Origin of the sequence: Hongsoonwoonella zoysiae (assembly GCF_013266695.1) — a bacterium.
In the GTDB taxonomy this organism is placed as follows: domain Bacteria; phylum Pseudomonadota; class Alphaproteobacteria; order Rhizobiales; family Stappiaceae; genus Hongsoonwoonella; species Hongsoonwoonella zoysiae.
Map to the genome: position 1 here is coordinate 773,517 of NZ_JABRXF010000001.1, position 16,968 is coordinate 790,484.

At 59.8% G+C, this 16,968-nt stretch carries 14 protein-coding genes; 8 read left to right on the forward strand and 6 right to left on the reverse strand.

Translation table 11 applies throughout. The features are described 5' to 3' along the window. Positions 1-10: 10 nt before the first annotated feature. From HPQ64_RS03585 to HPQ64_RS03605, 5 genes are all read right to left on the reverse strand, one after another. Complete coding sequence (locus tag HPQ64_RS03585; protein ID WP_246270260.1) at positions 11-2,839, reverse strand: [protein-PII] uridylyltransferase; 2,829 nt, start codon at positions 2,837-2,839, stop codon at positions 11-13. A gap of 69 nt (positions 2,840-2,908) precedes the next feature. Beyond that, positions 2,909-3,280: a helix-turn-helix domain-containing protein gene (locus HPQ64_RS03590; protein ID WP_172886999.1), complete on the reverse strand. Its 372-nt coding sequence runs from the start codon at positions 3,278-3,280 to the stop codon at positions 2,909-2,911. Next, complete coding sequence (locus HPQ64_RS03595; protein WP_172887000.1) at positions 3,277-3,864, reverse strand: Smr/MutS family protein; 588 nt, start codon at positions 3,862-3,864, stop codon at positions 3,277-3,279. The genes HPQ64_RS03590 and HPQ64_RS03595 overlap by 4 nt, the downstream gene beginning before the upstream one ends. Then, positions 3,861-5,048 carry a murein transglycosylase A gene (gene mltA, locus HPQ64_RS03600; protein ID WP_172887001.1) on the reverse strand — a complete coding sequence of 396 codons (1,188 nt, stop codon included), beginning with the start codon at positions 5,046-5,048 and terminating at the stop codon, positions 3,861-3,863. Before mltA ends, HPQ64_RS03595 begins: the two co-directional genes overlap by 4 nt. 10 nt (positions 5,049-5,058) lie before the next feature. Next, complete coding sequence (locus HPQ64_RS03605) at positions 5,059-5,793, reverse strand: Tim44/TimA family putative adaptor protein (RefSeq protein WP_172887002.1); 735 nt, start codon at positions 5,791-5,793, stop codon at positions 5,059-5,061. A gap of 307 nt (positions 5,794-6,100) precedes the next feature. Between HPQ64_RS03605 and HPQ64_RS03610 the strand changes: the two genes are divergently transcribed. The 7 genes from HPQ64_RS03610 (at position 6,101) to HPQ64_RS03640 (ending at position 13,772) form a co-directional block, all read left to right on the forward strand. Continuing rightward, entirely contained in the window at positions 6,101-6,619 is a 519-nt protein-coding gene (locus HPQ64_RS03610) for an FxsA family protein (protein WP_172887003.1), read from the forward strand. Positions 6,620-6,643: 24 nt separating this feature from the next. Then, entirely contained in the window at positions 6,644-7,489 is an 846-nt protein-coding gene (locus HPQ64_RS03615; RefSeq protein WP_172887004.1) for a sterol desaturase family protein, read from the forward strand. Positions 7,490-7,652: 163 nt separating this feature from the next. Then, entirely contained in the window at positions 7,653-8,696 is a 1,044-nt protein-coding gene (locus HPQ64_RS03620) for an acyltransferase family protein (RefSeq protein WP_172887005.1), read from the forward strand. A 57-nt stretch (positions 8,697-8,753) separates the two neighbouring features. Further along, a complete protein-coding gene (gene polA / locus HPQ64_RS03625) occupies positions 8,754-11,738 on the forward strand; it encodes a DNA polymerase I (protein WP_172887006.1) in 2,985 nt (994 codons plus the stop codon). A 136-nt stretch (positions 11,739-11,874) separates the two neighbouring features. Continuing rightward, positions 11,875-12,753: a pentapeptide repeat-containing protein gene (locus HPQ64_RS03630; RefSeq protein WP_172887007.1), complete on the forward strand. Its 879-nt coding sequence runs from the start codon at positions 11,875-11,877 to the stop codon at positions 12,751-12,753. A 3-nt stretch (positions 12,754-12,756) separates the two neighbouring features. Next, entirely contained in the window at positions 12,757-13,443 is a 687-nt protein-coding gene (locus HPQ64_RS03635) for a nucleotidyltransferase domain-containing protein (protein ID WP_172887008.1), read from the forward strand. Next, positions 13,440-13,772 (forward strand): hypothetical protein, encoded by a 333-nt coding sequence (locus HPQ64_RS03640; protein WP_172887009.1) that lies wholly within the window; start codon positions 13,440-13,442, stop codon positions 13,770-13,772. The genes HPQ64_RS03635 and HPQ64_RS03640 overlap by 4 nt, the downstream gene beginning before the upstream one ends. Before the next feature lie 787 nt (positions 13,773-14,559). On the opposite strand, the gene HPQ64_RS20685 is transcribed toward HPQ64_RS03640, so the two are convergent. Further along, positions 14,560-15,573, reverse strand: coding sequence for an NADP-dependent oxidoreductase (locus HPQ64_RS20685; protein WP_210260071.1), 1,014 nt, complete (start codon positions 15,571-15,573; stop codon positions 14,560-14,562). 183 nt (positions 15,574-15,756) lie between these two features. Between HPQ64_RS20685 and HPQ64_RS03650 the strand changes: the two genes are divergently transcribed. Further along, positions 15,757-16,965 carry a porin gene (locus tag HPQ64_RS03650; protein ID WP_210260072.1) on the forward strand — a complete coding sequence of 403 codons (1,209 nt, stop codon included), beginning with the start codon at positions 15,757-15,759 and terminating at the stop codon, positions 16,963-16,965. Positions 16,966-16,968: the final 3 nt, after the last annotated feature.

Sequence of the window (16,968 nt, forward strand, 5' to 3'; positions counted from 1 at the left end):
TCCGGCTTTCTCAGGAAGCGGCAGTTCTGCGCGGGCGTCTGGTTTGTGCGGGTTGGGGCTCTTCGCCGTCGACCGCCTGGGTAAGCCGCTTGCGGATAGCGTCCTGCCGGCCGATGTTGGCGATTTTTTGGCCCGTAAGATCAGTCACGTAGAAGACGTCGACGACCCGCTCGCCGAAGGTGACCACATGGGCCGACGCGATATTGAGATTGAGATCCGAAATCGCCCGCGTCAGGTCGAAAAGCAGGCCCGGCCTGTCGAGTCCGGTCACTTCGAGCACGGTATAGCGGTCGGACCAGGCGTTGTTGACGAGCGCCTCCGCCTCGATGCGGAAGGCCTTCATGCGGCTCTTGGATGCCGCCTTCCTCGCGACGGTGACGGGCAGGGATTCCTCACCGCGCATGGCCTTGCCGATCAGGTCGACAATCCTGCGCCCGCGCCTCAACTCATCCTCGTCGTCGGGCAGCTCGCGGGAAATGAAGATTGTGTCGAGGGCGAAGCCGTCGGTCGTCGTATCGATCTGCGCATCGACGATATTCGCCCCGGCGACGAAACAGGCACCGGCGATGGTGGAAAGAAGGCGCGGATGGTCGGGCGCAAGCACCGTCACTTCCGTCACCCCTTCGAAGACATGGGTGGCGACGCGCACCGCAAGGCGTTCCTCCTTGCGATCCGCCTCTCGGATCATTTCGGCATCCGCGATCTTGCGCTCCAGCGGCACGCGCAACCAGTAAGCGGGGTAGTGCCGCTTCAAATAGGACTTACGCTCCCTGGCGTTCCAGTGGCCGAGCGCATCGGACAATTCTTCCTTTGCGCCCTGGACGCGCTCATCGCGCGAAAGCTGGCTGTGGCCACCGGTCAAGAGCGGTTCGGTTTCGTAAAAAAGCGTTCTGAGAAGCTGGCCTTTCCAGCCGTTGAAGACACCCGGACCGACCGCGCGAATGTCGGCGACCGTCAGGATCAACAGGAGTTTCAGCCGCTCCATGCTTTGCACGATGCGCGCGAAATCCTCGATCGTCTTGCGGTCGGAAAGATCGCGCGACTGGGCGATGGTGCTCATGTCGAGGTGGTGCTCGATCAGCCAGGCGACAGTGTCCGTCTCCGCCGCCGTCAGGCCGAGGCGGGGGCAGAGTTTGCGCGCGATGCGCGCGCCGGCGATCGAATGGTCCTCCGGGCGTCCCTTGGCGATATCATGCAGGAATATCGCCACATAAAGCAGCTTGCGGTTCTGGACGGACTTGATCAGATCCGTCGACAGCGGATGGTCCTCTCCGGCCTCTCCGCGATCGATCGCGGCCATCACGCCGACGGCGTGTATCAGATGCTCGTCCACCGTGTAGTGGTGATACATGTTGAACTGCATCATCGCCACGACCTTGCCGAAATCCGGCACGAAACGGCCGAGAACGCCCGCCTCGTTCATCTTCCGAAGCACGGTTTCGGGATCATTGCGCGAGGTCAGGATCTGGATGAACAGGCGGTTCGCTTCCGGGTCGTCGCGCACATCCGGCGTGATCAGCTTGAGCGAGCGGCGGATCAGCTTCATGGCCTCCGGGTGGAAGGCGACGTTGTTGCGGTCCGCGAGCGCGAAAATCCGGATCAGGTTGACCGGGTCCTTCTCGAATACCGTGTCGCTCGCCACGGTAATGCGCTCATTTTCGATCAGGAAATCGGGGAAGCCCCTTATGTGCCGCCGGCGCACCTTTCCCCGGCCCAGGCGGCCGAGGATACGTGAAAGCTTCGGCGCGCTTTTCACGTGCTGGTTTTCAAGCGCGGCGCAGATGATGCGCGTCAGGTCCCCCACATCCTTGGCGACGAGGAAGTAGTGCTTCATGAAGCGTTCCACATCCTTCATGCCGGGGTGCTGGGTATAGCCGAGCCGAACCGCGATCTCCCGCTGGATATCGAAGGAAAGGCGCTCCTCCGGGCGTTTGGTCAGGAAATGCATGTGGCACCTGACCGCCCAGAGAAAATCGTCGCACTTCCTGAAGCGCTTGTATTCGCCGCGCGAAAACACGCCTTCCTTCACGAGTTCGGAGCCTGCCCGCACGCGGTAGAAGTATTTGGCGATCCAGAAGAGCGAGTGGAGGTCCCGCAAGCCGCCCTTGCCGTCCTTCACGTTGGGCTCGACAAGATAGCGCGAGGCGCCCTGCCGGCGGTGGCGCTCGTCGCGCTCGGCAAGCTTGGCGGCGATGAACTCCGGCCCCGTTCCGGCGATGACCTCCTCGTCGAACCGCTTGACGAGATCCTTGAAAAGCGGCGCGTCGCCGTGAATGTAACGCGCCTCCAGAAGTGCTGTGCGGATCGTCATGTCGCCGCGCGCCTGCCTCAGGCATTCGTCCACATTGCGCGTCGAATGGCCGACCTTGAGGCCGAGGTCCCAAAGCATGTAGAGGATGTATTCGACCACCTGCTCGCCCCAGGGCGTCTGCTTGTAGGGAAGCAGGAAAAGGAGATCGACGTCGGAGAAGGGGGCGAGCGTGCCCCGCCCGTACCCGCCGACCGCGGCGACGGAAAGCTTTTCTCCGGAAGAAGGATTTTCCACCTTGTAGACGTGTTCCACGGCGAAATCGTAGATCGCCCGGATCAGCGCATCCTGGATATGGCAGAGCCGCTTGGCGCATTTCGTCCCGCTGCCATCGGCGAAAAGCAGTTCCTCGGCTTTTTCGCGGGCCTCGCGCATGACGGACTTCAGGTGCTTGAGAACCTTGGTCCTGACCGCGAAATCACCACCCTTGCCCCCGGCTTCCACGGCAAAGGCAGCAAGCTGCGCCTTCAACGCCTTGAAGTCGACCAGTTCCGCTTCCGCTCTTGATGGCTTCGTCGTGGGAACGTCCAACGGACCCGTTCGCCTCCCTTTAAGGGTTCGTTTGCCGGGGGATTTCATCCACCCGCCCCTTTACGTCTCTCACACCCCGTCGCGCGCGGCAACGACCCTGAGCTGGTGTAAAAGATGATTCAAGCTGTCGCGCGACAACCCGCCGATCTTGCCGGCAAGCTGGTTGGCAAGTTCCGTCGCTTCGGGAACCATGCCCGAAGTATCGATGGAAACCTTCGGATCCGAAATCTCGGCAAGCCGCTGCAGTTCCTCCGCCTCGTCCCAGATGACGTTGAAGAAGGTGATGATGCGCTGGACCATGAACCACGTGGGACGGCCGCGTTTGCCGTGTTCGAGCGCGGATAGATAGGCGCTCGAAACCGAAAGTGCCGCTGCCATTTCCTTGAGCGTGATGCCGCGCCTGCGCCTGTGCTCACGGATTTTCGCCCCGAAAGGTGTCATCGCGCGCTCGCCCCCTTTTTCCTGCGGATACGAACGTATAGCGCGCCGCCGCCGCCATGAGCGCGCTGCGCCTCCTCGAAGCCAACGACGATGGACCTGAACTCCGCCATTGCAAGCCACTGCGGCACAACCCGGCGCAGAATACCGCGCTCTTCGGCGAAAGCGCCGCCTCCCGGAGACCCCTTGCCGGTGATGACCAGAACGAGCGTATGGCCCTTCGCCTGGGCGAAGCGCAAAAAACCGGCGAGCCGCGTATGCGCCTCCGCCTGTGTCAGGCCGTGCAGGTCGATCCGCGCATCGACCCCGGCTTTCCCGCGGGCAAGCTTCTGCCGGTGACGGCGGTCGAGCGGGGCAAGCGCGGGCGGATTGATTGCGGACGGTTTCGCCACGGGAGAACGGATGGCCGTCGACGTAGACGGCGCCGCCTTGTCATTTCCCTTCGGCAAGGAGGCCTCCTCACCGCCGGCGGGCGCATGCGCCTTGCGTCTGGCCGGATGCAGCGGCTTCGCGCTCGCCGCCACCTGCTCCCACAGCGCCCGCTCTTCGGGTGAAAGCTGGCGTCCCCGCCGCGTCTTGCCGCTCAACGCTTCACCTCGCCGGCAAGCGTCACACCCTTCGGCACGAGCAGCGTGAAACGCGCTTCGTGCTGGATGCGTCCGGCGATATCGCCCGCCTTCCCGCCGGAACCGATGAAGATGTCGCCACGGGCCGGGCCAACGATTGCCGAGCCCGTATCTTCCGCGATCATCAGCCTGCGAAAGGGCTCGATCGTCCCGTCCCGTCCGGTGGGCAGCTCCGCCTCGACGAATACCGGCGTGCCGAACGTGTGCAGCGCCTTGTCGACGGCAAGGCTGCGCCCCGCGATCAGCGGAATATCCGCCGCCCCCACGGGTCCGGCATCCGGGCCGCCGGCCTTCACTTCGCGAAAGAAGATGTAGGAACGGTTTCGCCGCAAGACGCCGTCCACCTCATCCGGGTTTTCCGCAAGCCAGCCGCGCAGCACATCCATCGTTACGGTGCCAGGGTCCGCAAGGCCGCGTTCGATCATCACGCGGCCGATCGGGAAATAGGGGTGCCCGGTCTTCGCCGCATAGCCGACGCGCATGACGCCGCCGTCCGTCAGGCGAATCCGCGCGGAACCTTGAATGTGGACATAAAAGGCATCGACGGGATCGGCGAGCCAGACCAGCTCAAGTCCCCGCCCATCGAGTGCGCCATTCATGATCTCGCCACGGTCTGGATGTTCCACTAGCCGGCCGTTATCGAGCTTGCGGGCGAAGGCGAAAACCGGGTCGAAACCGCGAGGCCGGTTTTCGTCCGTAACCTTCACAAGATCGTCAGGTTTCGACAGTAGCGGGACGGTGAATTTCCCTATTCTGGACCGCGAGCCTTCCAGCTCCGGCTCGAAATAGCCGGTGACGAAACCGGGCATCTCGATCCGCACAGGACGGAAATTCTCTTCAAGGAAAGCCCGTGCCCGGGAAGGCTCCACCCCGCGGGCCGTGCGGCAAACCTGCGCGAGTGCGGCGGCATCGACGCCGAGCGCGCCGGATTTCGCCGGATTTCGACGCCCGTCATCGCAATGGCGGACAAAGGCGGACAATGCGGCCGCATGGTCCTCTTCGACCCAGCCGGCAAGATCGTTGAAATCCACCGGGGTAAGCTCAGGCCCGTTCACGGTCTTCGCTCCCGAAGCGGGGGCCGTGATCGCGAGCCAGACGGCGCAAAGCGAAGCGCATGCCGCAAACGCCCTTGTGCCGCCGCCCATGCCGTGGCCGTCATTCGATCGATTCGGTTGCCACCAGCTTCCAGTTCGGATCCCGCGACGTCGTGTCGCGGGCGAACGTCCAGATATCCGTGACGTCGCTCACCTTGCTCGCGTCACCGTCGACGACGTTGCCGTCCCGGTCGCGGGTCACGGAGATGAGTTCGCTCTGGAAACGCACGGTCACCTGGGCGTTGGAATCCTTCAGGGCGGCTTCGATGATTTCCGCCTTGTCGATGCCGACGAACGTGAAATCTACCGTCTCCTTGCGCGATTCACGGTCCTGGATAGCGGCCACGAAGCCTTCGTAGACCTCCTTCGACAGGAGGTTCTTCAGCATCTTGCGGTCGCCATTGGCATAGGCCGTGACGATCATCTCATAGGCGTATTTCGCGCCTTCAAGGAACTGGGAGGGATCGAACGAGCGATCGGCGGAAAGGATCTGCCGCAGCGCCTCGTTGAGCGCGCTACCCTTCGGCGCCACCTTGTCGAGGGTTGCCGCGGAGGTGGCGGGCTCACCCTCCGGTTCAAGGTCCATCGGCTCCGTCTGGCCGGGAAGGGGAATCACGTTGTCGCTGCCGTTTTCGCCGGCGCCATTGCGCGAACGGTTTTCCTTGGGCGCGGAATAGGGATCGAACGGGGGCCGTTCGTTGCCGGTCCGTTTTCCAAGTACGCTGCGCAGCCTCAGGAAAATGAAAATCGCAAGCGCCAGGAAGATGATGTTGTAGACGTCGAATATTTCGCTCATGTCGCGTCCGGCCGTGTAATCGCGTGATGCGACCGGGGATGCTCGGCACATCGCCCCGGAGAATGATCGGGCTGAGGAACCAGGCCATGACGAAATCCGCTTCCGGATTGCCCACGGCACACAGGGTCTCACCTCTAATGTAAGGTTCCTTGAAGCAGCATCCAGACCTTTTCACAAGCCCGATGACGCACCGGCCTTAACATTTGCGGAGAATTTCCCTCGCACTCCGCGGTTTCGCATCCTATTTGAGATCGTGAGCCGACTGTGCAGGTCATGGCTTCACAAGTCCCAACCGACCGGATCGCAAATGCCCATCGGACTTCTCATTCTACTCGTGCTTATCGGCGTACCTCTGCTCGAGATCTTCGTTCTCATCGAGGTCGGCTCCGAGATCGGCGCGATACCGACAATCGGCTTGACGGTCCTTACCGCGCTCGCCGGCACGCTCATGCTGCGGGTTCAGGGGCTGAGCCTGCTGACACGCATGCGTAGCGAGATCGACGCGGGACGCGTGCCGGGAGACGATATCATCCATGGCGCCTTTATTGTCATCGCGGCGATATTGCTTCTCATTCCGGGGTTCGTCACGGATACGCTCGGCTTGCTCCTGTTCATTCCGCCGGTGCGCACGGCAATCGGGCGCTATATAATCAGGCATGCGGATGTCACGGTGGTTCAGGGCGCAAGGCGCTATCGGCGGGATCCGGATATCGTCGATCTGGACGAAGAGGATTGGACCGCAAAAAATGGCGATACCCGCGCAAACCAGGGCGCAGGTGGCGATCCGCGCCGCATCAGCCCCTGGAAGAACCGGCCCGACACCTGACGGCGAAGGCGGACGCCGCGCCAGATGACGGAATTTCTTCTCGATCACGAACCTGCAGTGCGCTTTTCCGCATTCTTCGCGATCCTGCTTGCGATGGCTGTATTCGAGGTCGCCGCGCCCCGCCGCCGGCTGGAAATACCGCGCCTTTTGCGCTGGTCCAACAATCTGGCTGTCGTGGTGGTCGATACGCTGCTCGTACGCCTGAGTTTCCCCGTACTTGCCGTCGGGCTGGCCCTTATTGCCGAAAAAGGAGGATGGGGCCTTTTCAATATTGCCGGCTGGCCGCTCTGGCTGGAATTCGTCGTGACGCTGCTCGTGCTCGACCTTGTGATCTACCTTCAGCACGTGATGTTTCATGCCGTGCCCGCCCTCTGGAGGCTGCACCGCATGCACCATGCCGACCTTGAGTTCGACGTCACGACGGGCCTGCGCTTCCACCCAATCGAAATCCTGCTGTCGATGGCGCTGAAGCTGGCCGCCGTCGCGGCCCTTGGCCCGCCTGCCGCCGCCGTTCTCGTTTTCGAAGTGCTGCTCAACGGTACTTCGATGTTCAATCACAGCAACATCCACCTGCCCGCGGGTATCGACCGGATCCTGCGGCTCTTTGTCGTGACGCCGGACATGCACCGGGTGCATCACTCCGTCCACCCGGACGAGGCCAACAGCAATTTCGGCTTCAACCTTCCCTGGTGGGACCGGCTGCTCGGCACCTACCGCCCGCAGCCCCGCGACGGCCACGAGAAGATGGCAATCGGCGTCGACCAGTTTCGTACGCCGCGCGATCTCTGGCTCGACCGGATGCTGATCCAGCCGTTTCGCGGCAACGTCGGCCGTTTCCCGATCGGGCGGCGCTTCGGCCCGGAAGACTGACCTGCTTTCGCAAGGCCGCCCCTCACACACGCATTTTTGAGCCAATGACCGACGCAACGTTAACGCGGCCTACACCCTGACACCTTACGATTTGTCGTCCCGGCAACGGGTCGCCACGCTTCGATCAGGCGCAGGCAGACTCGCGCCAAGGAGGAGGACCGGAATGGGCGAAGGGAGCAAAACACGCGTCGACTGGGTCGATACGGCCAAGGGCTTCTGCATCGTTTTCGTCGTCATGATGCATTCAACCCTGGGCGTGGAGGCCGCCGCCGGGCAAACCGGCTGGATGGGATACCTCGTCGAATTCGCGCGCCCCTTCAGAATGCCGGATTTCTTCCTGATTTCCGGGCTCTTCCTCGCCAATGTGATCGACCGGGACTGGCGGCTTTATGCCGACCGCAAGGTGGTGCACTTCGCGTACTTCTACGCGCTTTGGGTGACGCTGCAATTCATCGTCAAGGCCCCGCATTTCGCAGCCGAAATCGGCTGGGCGGGCGTGCTTCGCGCGTATCTCCTGAGCTTCGTGCAGCCCTTCGGCACCCTTTGGTTCATCTACCTGCTGCCGGTCATGTTCGTCGTTACCAAGGCCGCACGGCAGATCGGCGTTCCCTGGCCCGTCATGCTGGCGGGCGCCGCCATCCTGCAGATCGCGCCGATCCATACCGGCTGGGTCACGCTCGACGAGTTTTGCTCGCGCTACGTCTATTTCTATTCGGGCTACATCTTCGCGACAAACGCCTTCGAAATCGCCGCGTGGGCCCGGCGTCACATGGCGGTTGCCGTCGGCGGGTTGTTCGTCTGGGCGCTCGCCAACGGAATGCTGGTGTTCCAGGGCCATGCCGACCTTCCGCTCGTCAGCCTTTTTCTCGGCGCGATCGGCGCATTCGCCGTCATTACGGTTTCCGCGCTGCTGACCCAGATCGGCGTCGCTGCGCCCTTGCGTCACTGCGGCGAGAATTCCATCGTCATCTATCTTGCCTTCTTCTTCCCGATGGCGGTGTCGCGAACGGTGCTCCTGAAACTCGGGATCATTTCCGACATCGGCACGATTTCGGTGATCGTCACGGCTGCCGGCGTCACCGCACCGCTTGTTCTGTGGTGGCTCATTCAAAAGACCGGGTACGGGCGGTTCCTCTTCGTGCGGCCGGCCTGGGCGCGGATCGACAATCCCCGCAGACCAGCGCCTTCGCCGCAAGCCGCGGAATAGGCGACAACCCCCAATAGCGGCTTGCCCTTTGGCGAATTCGCGGGCATCGTCCGGCCCATGCCGAACGAATCCAACGCCTCATCGCTCACGCCCGACGATCATCTTATCCTCGTCGACGGTTCCACCTTTATATTCCGTGCCTACCACGCGCTGCCGCCGCTGACCCGCAAGTCGGACGGGCTGCCCGTCGGCGCGGTCTCGGGCTTCTGCAACATGCTGTGGAAGCTGCTGCAGGAGGGGCTGACGCCGGAGCCGGGCGACGAGCCGACGCATATGGCCGTGATCTTCGACTATTCGGCGAAGACCTTCCGCAACGAGATTTATCCGGAATACAAGGCCCAGCGCCCGGAACCGCCGGAGGACCTGATCCCGCAGTTCGGCCTGATCCGCGAGGCGACGCGGGCGTTTTCGGTCCACTGCATCGAGCAGGAGGGCTTCGAGGCGGACGACCTGATCGCCACCTACGCACGCCAGGCGGAAAAGGCGGGCGCGCGGGTGACGATCGCTTCCGGCGACAAGGACCTGATGCAGCTTTTGGGCCCCAACGTCGGCATGATCGACACGATGAAAGGCAAGATTTTCGGCGTTGAGGATGTTGCCGAGAAATTTGGTGTGACGCCCGATAAAGTCATTGAAGTTCAGGCGCTTGCGGGCGACTCGGTCGACAATGTGCCGGGCGTACCGGGCATCGGGCTGAAGACGGCGGCGCAGCTCATCCAGGAGTATGGCGACCTTGAGACGCTGCTGTCCAGGGCAGAGGAGATCAAGCAGCCGAAACGGCGGCAGAACCTGATCGAATTCGCCGAACAGGCGCGGATTTCCAGGCAATTGGTGACGCTGAAGGAGGATGTGCCGCTGGACGTGCCGCTGGGCGCGCTGGCGGTCGAAACCCTGGACGGGCCGAGGGCCGTCGCCTTCCTGAAGGCCATGGAATTCAACACGCTGACGCGGCGCGTGGCGGAAAAAACCGGCGCCGACATTGCGGAAGTCGAGCCCGCAGAATTCGAAATCAGGGGCTGGGACACGCCGGACGGCAAGGGCCGCGTGATGAATTCCGCGCCGGGCGATCAGAATTCCAAAGCGGCCGAAAAAGGTTCATCAGAAATCCCTCACGGCTTTGCGCCCGACACCGGCCCCTGGACGCCGGATGCGCTGGCGGATTCCCGGGCGGAAGAAGCCCGCGCGCAAAAGATCGACACCAGCGGTTACGAAACCGTGATGGACCTCGACCGGCTGAAGGAATGGGTCGCGGAGGCTTTCGAGCGGGGGTTGGTCGCCGTCGACACGGAGACGACGTCGCTCAATGCCATGCAGGCGCAGCTTGTCGGCGTGTCGCTGGCAACGGAACCCGGCAAGGCCTGCTACATCCCGCTTGCCCATGTGGAGGGAGAGGGCGACCTTCTGGGCGGCGGCGGACTTATCCCCGGCCAGATCAGACTGGAAGACGCGCTAGACGTTCTCAAGCCGATGCTGGAAGCGCCGTCGGTGCTGAAGATCGCGCAGAACCTGAAATACGACTGGCTGGTGCTGAAGCGCTATGGCATCGAGGTCGCGCCCTTCGACGATACGATGCTGCTCTCCTACACCGTCGACGCCGGCAAGGGCGGCAACGGCATGGACGAGCTGTCGCAGCGCTGGCTCGGCCATGCGCCGATCCCCTTCAAGGAGGTGGCGGGCTCCGGCAAGTCGATGGTGACCTTCGACAAGGTGCCGATCGAGCGCGCGTCGGCCTATGCAGCGGAAGACGCGGATGTGACGCTGCGTCTGTGGCGGGTGCTGAAACCGCGCCTTGCGGGCGACCATATGGCGACCGTCTACGAAACGCTGGAGCGTCCGCTGGTGCCGGTGCTGGCACGGATGGAGGAGCGGGGCGTCTCCGTCGACCGGCAGATGCTGTCGCGCCTTTCCGGCGAATTCGCGCAAGGCATGGCGCGCCTTGAATCCGAAATCCACGAGCTTGCGGGCGAAAGTTTCAACATCGGCAGCCCGAAGCAGCTTGGCGATATCCTGTTCGGCAAGATGAGCCTGCCCGGCGGCAAGAAGACGAAGACGGGCGCATGGTCCACCTCCGTCTCGGTGCTGGACGACCTGGCGGCGGAAGGCCACGAGCTGCCCTCGCGCATCGTCGAATGGCGCCAGCTTTCCAAGCTGAAATCCACCTATTCCGACGCGCTGCCGGGTTACATCCACCCGGAAACGAAGCGGGTGCACACGTCCTATTCGCTGGCCGCGACCACAACGGGGCGGCTTTCCTCTTCCGAGCCGAACCTGCAAAACATCCCTGTGCGGACGGAAGAAGGGCGCAAGATCCGCAAGGCTTTCGTCGCGGACAAGGGCCACAAGCTGCTTTCGGCGGACTACAGCCAGATCGAGCTTCGCGTGCTTGCTCATATGGCGGATATTCCGCAGCTCAAACAGGCGTTCGAGGATGGGCTCGACATCCACGCCATGACGGCGAGCGAGATGTTCGGCGTACCCGTGAAGGACATGGACCCGATGGTCCGCCGCCGGGCGAAGGCGATCAACTTCGGCATCATCTACGGCATTTCCGCCTTCGGGCTTGCCGCCCAGCTCGGCATATCGCGGGGCGAGGCGGCAGACTACATCAAGACTTACTTTCAGCGCTTCCCCGGCATCCGCGACTATATGGAGGCGACGAAGAAATTCGTGCATGAAAACGGATACGTGCGCACGATCTTCGGCCGCAAGGCGCACTACCCGGAAGTGAACACGAAGAACCCGAACATGCGTTCCTTCCTGGAGCGCGCGGCGATCAACGCGCCGATCCAGGGCTCTGCGGCGGATATCATCCGCCGGGCGATGATCCGCATGGAAGACCGCCTCGCGAGCTCGAAGCTTTCAGCCAGAATGCTGCTTCAGGTGCACGACGAACTGATCTTCGAAGTGCCGGACGACGAGGTGGAAAAGACGATCCCGCTGGTGAAGGACGTGATGGAAAAGGCCGCGGAACCGGCTGTGCAACTGGCCGTGCCCCTGCAGGTGGACGCGAGAGCGGCAGACAATTGGGACGAGGCGCATTAGTGATTCCAACTATAGTATTTATCTTGCCCACCTTGAAACCTGTATGATCTCCGTCCTGGCTGAGAGATGAAAGGTTGCAGCACGGCGAACTAACATGCCAACCTGCAAGAATGATTACTCGTAAGGAGCTAACCTGATGGCCACCCAAGCCGCTTCGGGCGGTAGTATTCCAGATAAAGATGTTGCAGTGTTCGAAAAAATTGAACTTGAAAATGTAAAACTTAAGGAAATAAATGGGAAGCGTATTCAACACGCTTTCCTGACTGATGTTAGCGGAAAAAGTGTCGACTATGTAGATGTTGATTTTTCCTACAGTTTAATAACCAGAGGTTATTTTCACAATGCTTGTTTTAAAAATTGTAAGTTTGTAGGATGCCATTTTATCAATTGTAATTTCAGAAATGCCTCATTTGTGGGCTGCGATTTTCGATATTCTGACTTTACAGGCACGCGTATCTCAACCAATGAACTCTTAAATAATTTACCAGACGAACCGAACGTCCGACGGGAATTTCTCCAGATACTAAGAAAAAACTCCATGTCTTTAGGAGACGTTTCATCAGCTAGAAAATTTATACTAAAAGAGATAGACGCAAGAAAAGAGCATTTACGACGGGCTTGGAGGCAGGATGAATCTTATTATAAAAAGAAATACAGTGGCTTTGGAAATCAAATGAAAATTGGTTTGCAACGCGTTGCCTTATGGTTTGATTCTTTTCTATGGGGACACGGTGAACGCTTGTGGAGATTGGCTTTTTCCACTATTGTCCTACTGGGATTGGCAGCTCTAATTTCAACAATAAATTTGGTATACAACCATTCTGACGCAACAATCTCTTTTGTTTCTAAAACATACTTAGAATACCTATATTATTATTTAAGTCTATTTTTAGATGTAGATTTCATTTTACCTGCAAGTAGAATTATATTATTGGAATGGATTGTCGTTGTCACACGTTATGTTGCGTTTGGCGTATTGGTGACTGGTTTATTTCGATGGCTTTCGCACAGGTAAACAATGCTCCATTTACTACCGAAAAATATTATCAATATCTCCGTATTTGGATCGCATGGAAGAGGCGATACTGATAATTTTAGTGATTTAGATGTGATTGTGGTAGTGAAAGATGGATTTGGCACTGTAAAAGAGGAAATAATTGAAAATTATATAGTTTCTATATTTAACAAGCGCCCCTCTATTTCATTTTATGGCGAAGCCAAATTACGAAGGATGTACATGAACGGTCATTTATTTGCTTGGCACCTACACAAAGAATCTTACAGTTTAAATAATTTCACTCACCTTAGTAGTATTTTTGGTCCTCCTAAAGCTTATAAAACGGCAACAGAAGATGTTACAGGCCTTACTGACATACTTCTCGAGACCCAAGCAAACATTGAAAGGCATCCAGAAAACGCTATTTTTGAGATGGGCATAGTTTATGTTTGCGCGCGAAATATAGCGATGTCTGCAAGTTGGCACTTACTTGAAAATCCTTTTTTTGGAAGATACGCTCCATATGCACTTAATAGTTTCGCTCTCACACTACCTAAGCACTTATATGATAAGATAATGCTGTGCCGAATGGCTAGCACTAGAGGCATAACACCTCTGAGAGTAACACCTGAATTGGCCTTTGAGGCTGCATCTACTGTAAAACCATGGGCAATAGCCGTTAGCGAACATATTAGGGCTATAAAATGACAGAGCGAACCTCGAGATTTAACGCTCGCATTAATATCGAACGTTCCATATTAAGCACTATAAATTCCTCGCATTGTTGCATTAACTGCCCTTTAGCAGGCCTTAGTTCCGGTGCTATTGAGGATTGGCGGGTGCGTGCTTTTCAATTTCTACCAAAAGCAGCAGTCGAAGATATTGTCTACATACTGATCGAAATTGGTAGGCGGGCGGGATTTTTAGCAGATAATAGTCGAGGCGTATTCGAAGGTAACGACAATCTCGATAAGATTTATGTTGCGGATATTCAAAATAAAATCAAGAATATATTTAAAAAATACGGATATACTTGAAATCGTTAATACGTCATACTGTAACATTATTATCCAATTTATAACTTTAAAAATAGCGCTAAATCGCTGAGCGCTGCTATAATATATTGCGACGGCGAATAATCTATCGCTTTTGATATAAATACTTCTACAAAAGCCCTACCGTATCGCTGACATCGGCCGATCAGATGGAAAGGCGCAGTCAAGCCGAAAGCTACATTCTGCGAAGAGGGGCCAATGGCCCCCGTGTCAAGCACGGGGTGACGGTGGAGGGAGTGGTGATGCCTCTCGGGTCGTCATCGCCGGGCGCAGACCCGGCGACCCATAGAGAGGTTGCGGCAAACGGCGATTTTGAATGGTTGCCCGGGTCAAGCCCGGGCATGACGAAGGAGAGGACGCGGCGTTTGGAGGGAGGTTCCCGCCTTCGCGGGAATGACAGGCGTGATGCGGGGGCGGTGGAGCAATTGGACGCAGGAGAGATGAGCGTTTGCCGCGCTCTCAGGCGTCATCCCGGGCGAGTGAAGCGTAAGCTGAACGATGACCCGGGAGCCAGATATCTGCTGCGGGCGAAGCCCGCTCTATTTCTCGGCGGAAGCGCGCTAACGCGCGACTGATGCGCTGGGTCCCGGATCGGCACTCGGCTCGCACGCTCGCCTCGCTGGTCCGGGATGACGAAGGAGAGGACACGGCGCGGGAGCGCGACGAGAGGACACAGCGTGGGGAGGGAGGTTCCCCGATCAAGCCGAGGACAAGCCCCGCCTGCGCGGGGATGACAGGAGTGGTACGGCGATGACAGCGTAAAACGCTGTCAATCCACCCGGATCACGAGCTTGCCGGTGTTTTCGCCCCGATAGAGCATGGCTATCGCGCCGGGAGCGGCGGCGAGACCGTCCAGCACATGCTCGTTATAGGCAAGCTTGCCCTCACGCACCCATTCCGCCAGTTGGGAAAGCGCTTCGGGGAAACGGGCCTGATAATCGAACGCGATGAAACCCTGCATGCGCGCACGCGCCACCAGCAACTGCCGGTGAACGCGGGGGCCCTGAGGGATCGGCTCCCAGTCCTGTATCGCCGCCGTGCCGCAAATGGCGATCCGCGCGCCTCTGGCAAGGTTTTCCATCACCGCATCGCTGATCGGGCCGGATGTATTGTCGAAATAACAGTCCACCCCGTTGGGGCAGGCGGCCTTTACGGCCTTCGCGACATTTTCCGTCTTGTAGTTGATCGCCACGTCATAGCCGAAACGTTTGCGGCAAAGCTCGGCCTTTTCATCGCTGCCCGTAATGCCGACGGTGCGGCAGCCCTTTATCTTCGCGATCTGCCCGACGGCCGAGCCGACCGCGCCCGCGGCGGTGGAAACGACGACGGTTTCACCCGCCTTCGGCGCGCAAACCTCCAGCAGGCAGAAATAGGCGGTGATGCCGTTGAGGCCGAGAACGCCGAGGGCAAGCGAGAGCGGAAGATCCGTCTCCGTCACTTTTCTATCGACATTCGACCCGTTGCTTACCGCATGGGTCTGCCAGCCGAACATGCCGGTAACCGCCTCGCCCACCGCGTAATCCGGGTGGCGGGACTCGATCACCTTGCCCACGGCGAAACCGCGCATGGGATCGCCCAGCGCGACGGGGGGCAGATAGTTGGGCGCATCGTTCGCCCAGCCGCGCTGCGCGGGATCGGCCGACCAATATTCGTTGCGGATCAGGATTTCGCCCTCGGCGAGAGCCGGCATCGGCGCCTCGTCTATCGCGAAATGCTTCGCCTGCGGCACGCCCTTCGGGCGCGAGGCGAGGATGACGCGGCGATTCACGCGGGCTTTGCTCACGAAGGTTCTCCCGATTTCTGATTTTGGAAGGAGTTTGACGCCAGGCACGCGAGCTTAGCAAGAGGACGGTGTGGCGCGCGGGCTACAGGTTGGGGCGCAAAGTCTTCAAATTACCTCGCGGAAGTTGAAAGTGCCGCGACGATAGATTCTTCTCCGGTAGACCGGACTCATATGGAGAAGACCGTGCGATTCGCTCCCCTCAAATTCGTGGCGGCAGCCGGGTTTGCCGCCGTTCCTTCAGCGGGTTACGCGGCGGATTTGGCCGTCGCGCCCGAGCCTGTCGACTATGTTCGGGTGTGCGACGCATTCGGCGACGGCTTCTTCTACCTGCCGGGCACGGAAACGTGCCTCAAGGTCGGCGGGCGGATACGCGCGGAAATCTCCGCCCAGCAGTTCGGCGACAGCCCCAACTTCTGGGACGAGGACAGCGATATCTCCACCCGCTTTCGCGCGCGCGGCTACGCCCGGTTCGACGCAAGAACGCACACGGAATACGGCCTCCTGCGGACTTATCTGAGCGCCGTCTTCCAGAACCAGACGGGCACGGCCGGCGATACGGCGACGATCGAATTCGGCTTCATCCAGTTCGGCGGGCTGACGGCGGGGCGCGCGCAATCCGTCTGGGATTACTGGACGGGCTATGCCTTCGGCGTGTTCTTCACCGACTATACGGACATCAAGCAGAACCTCTTTTCCTACACGCAAGGCTTCGGCAACGGGTTTTCGGCGACCGTATCTCTGGAAGATGGCACGCGCCGGCGCACGAACATCGCCCGGCTGAACGCCGCCGGCACGTCGCTGATCGCCGCGAACGCCTATGGCGGGCACCGGGTTCCGGATTTCGTGGCGGCCCTTCGCGTCGACCAGGGCTGGGGCTCGGCGCAGGTGATGGGCGCGCTGCACCACGTCACTTACGACCGGTCGACCTTCCAGGGCACGGCGGATTCCGAACTCGGCTTCGCCATCGGCGCCGGTGTGACCGTGAACGCGCCTTTCGTGACGCCCGGCGCGGCTTTCCTCGCCGAAGCCATCTATACCGACGGCGCGAGCCGATACGGCATCGACAGCTGGAACGGGCAGATCACCGATGCCGTGGTGAGCGGAAATTCGCTGGAGACGACAACGACCTGGAACTTCGCCGCCGGATACCGCCAGCCGATCTTCGGCGATTGGGAGATCGCGCTGGAAGGCGGCTATCACCAAGCCGATGCTGCCTTGCGCGCCTATGACTTCGCGCAATGGGGCGGCAACGCCACGCTGACCTGGCAGCCGGTTTCCGGTTTCGTGATGGGCGCGGAAGTGGGCTATCAGACGCGCGACTTCACGCGCGCCTCAGGCCTTTCCGATGGCGATTTCTGGGTAAGCACCTTCCGCGTGCAGCGGACATTCTAAGCC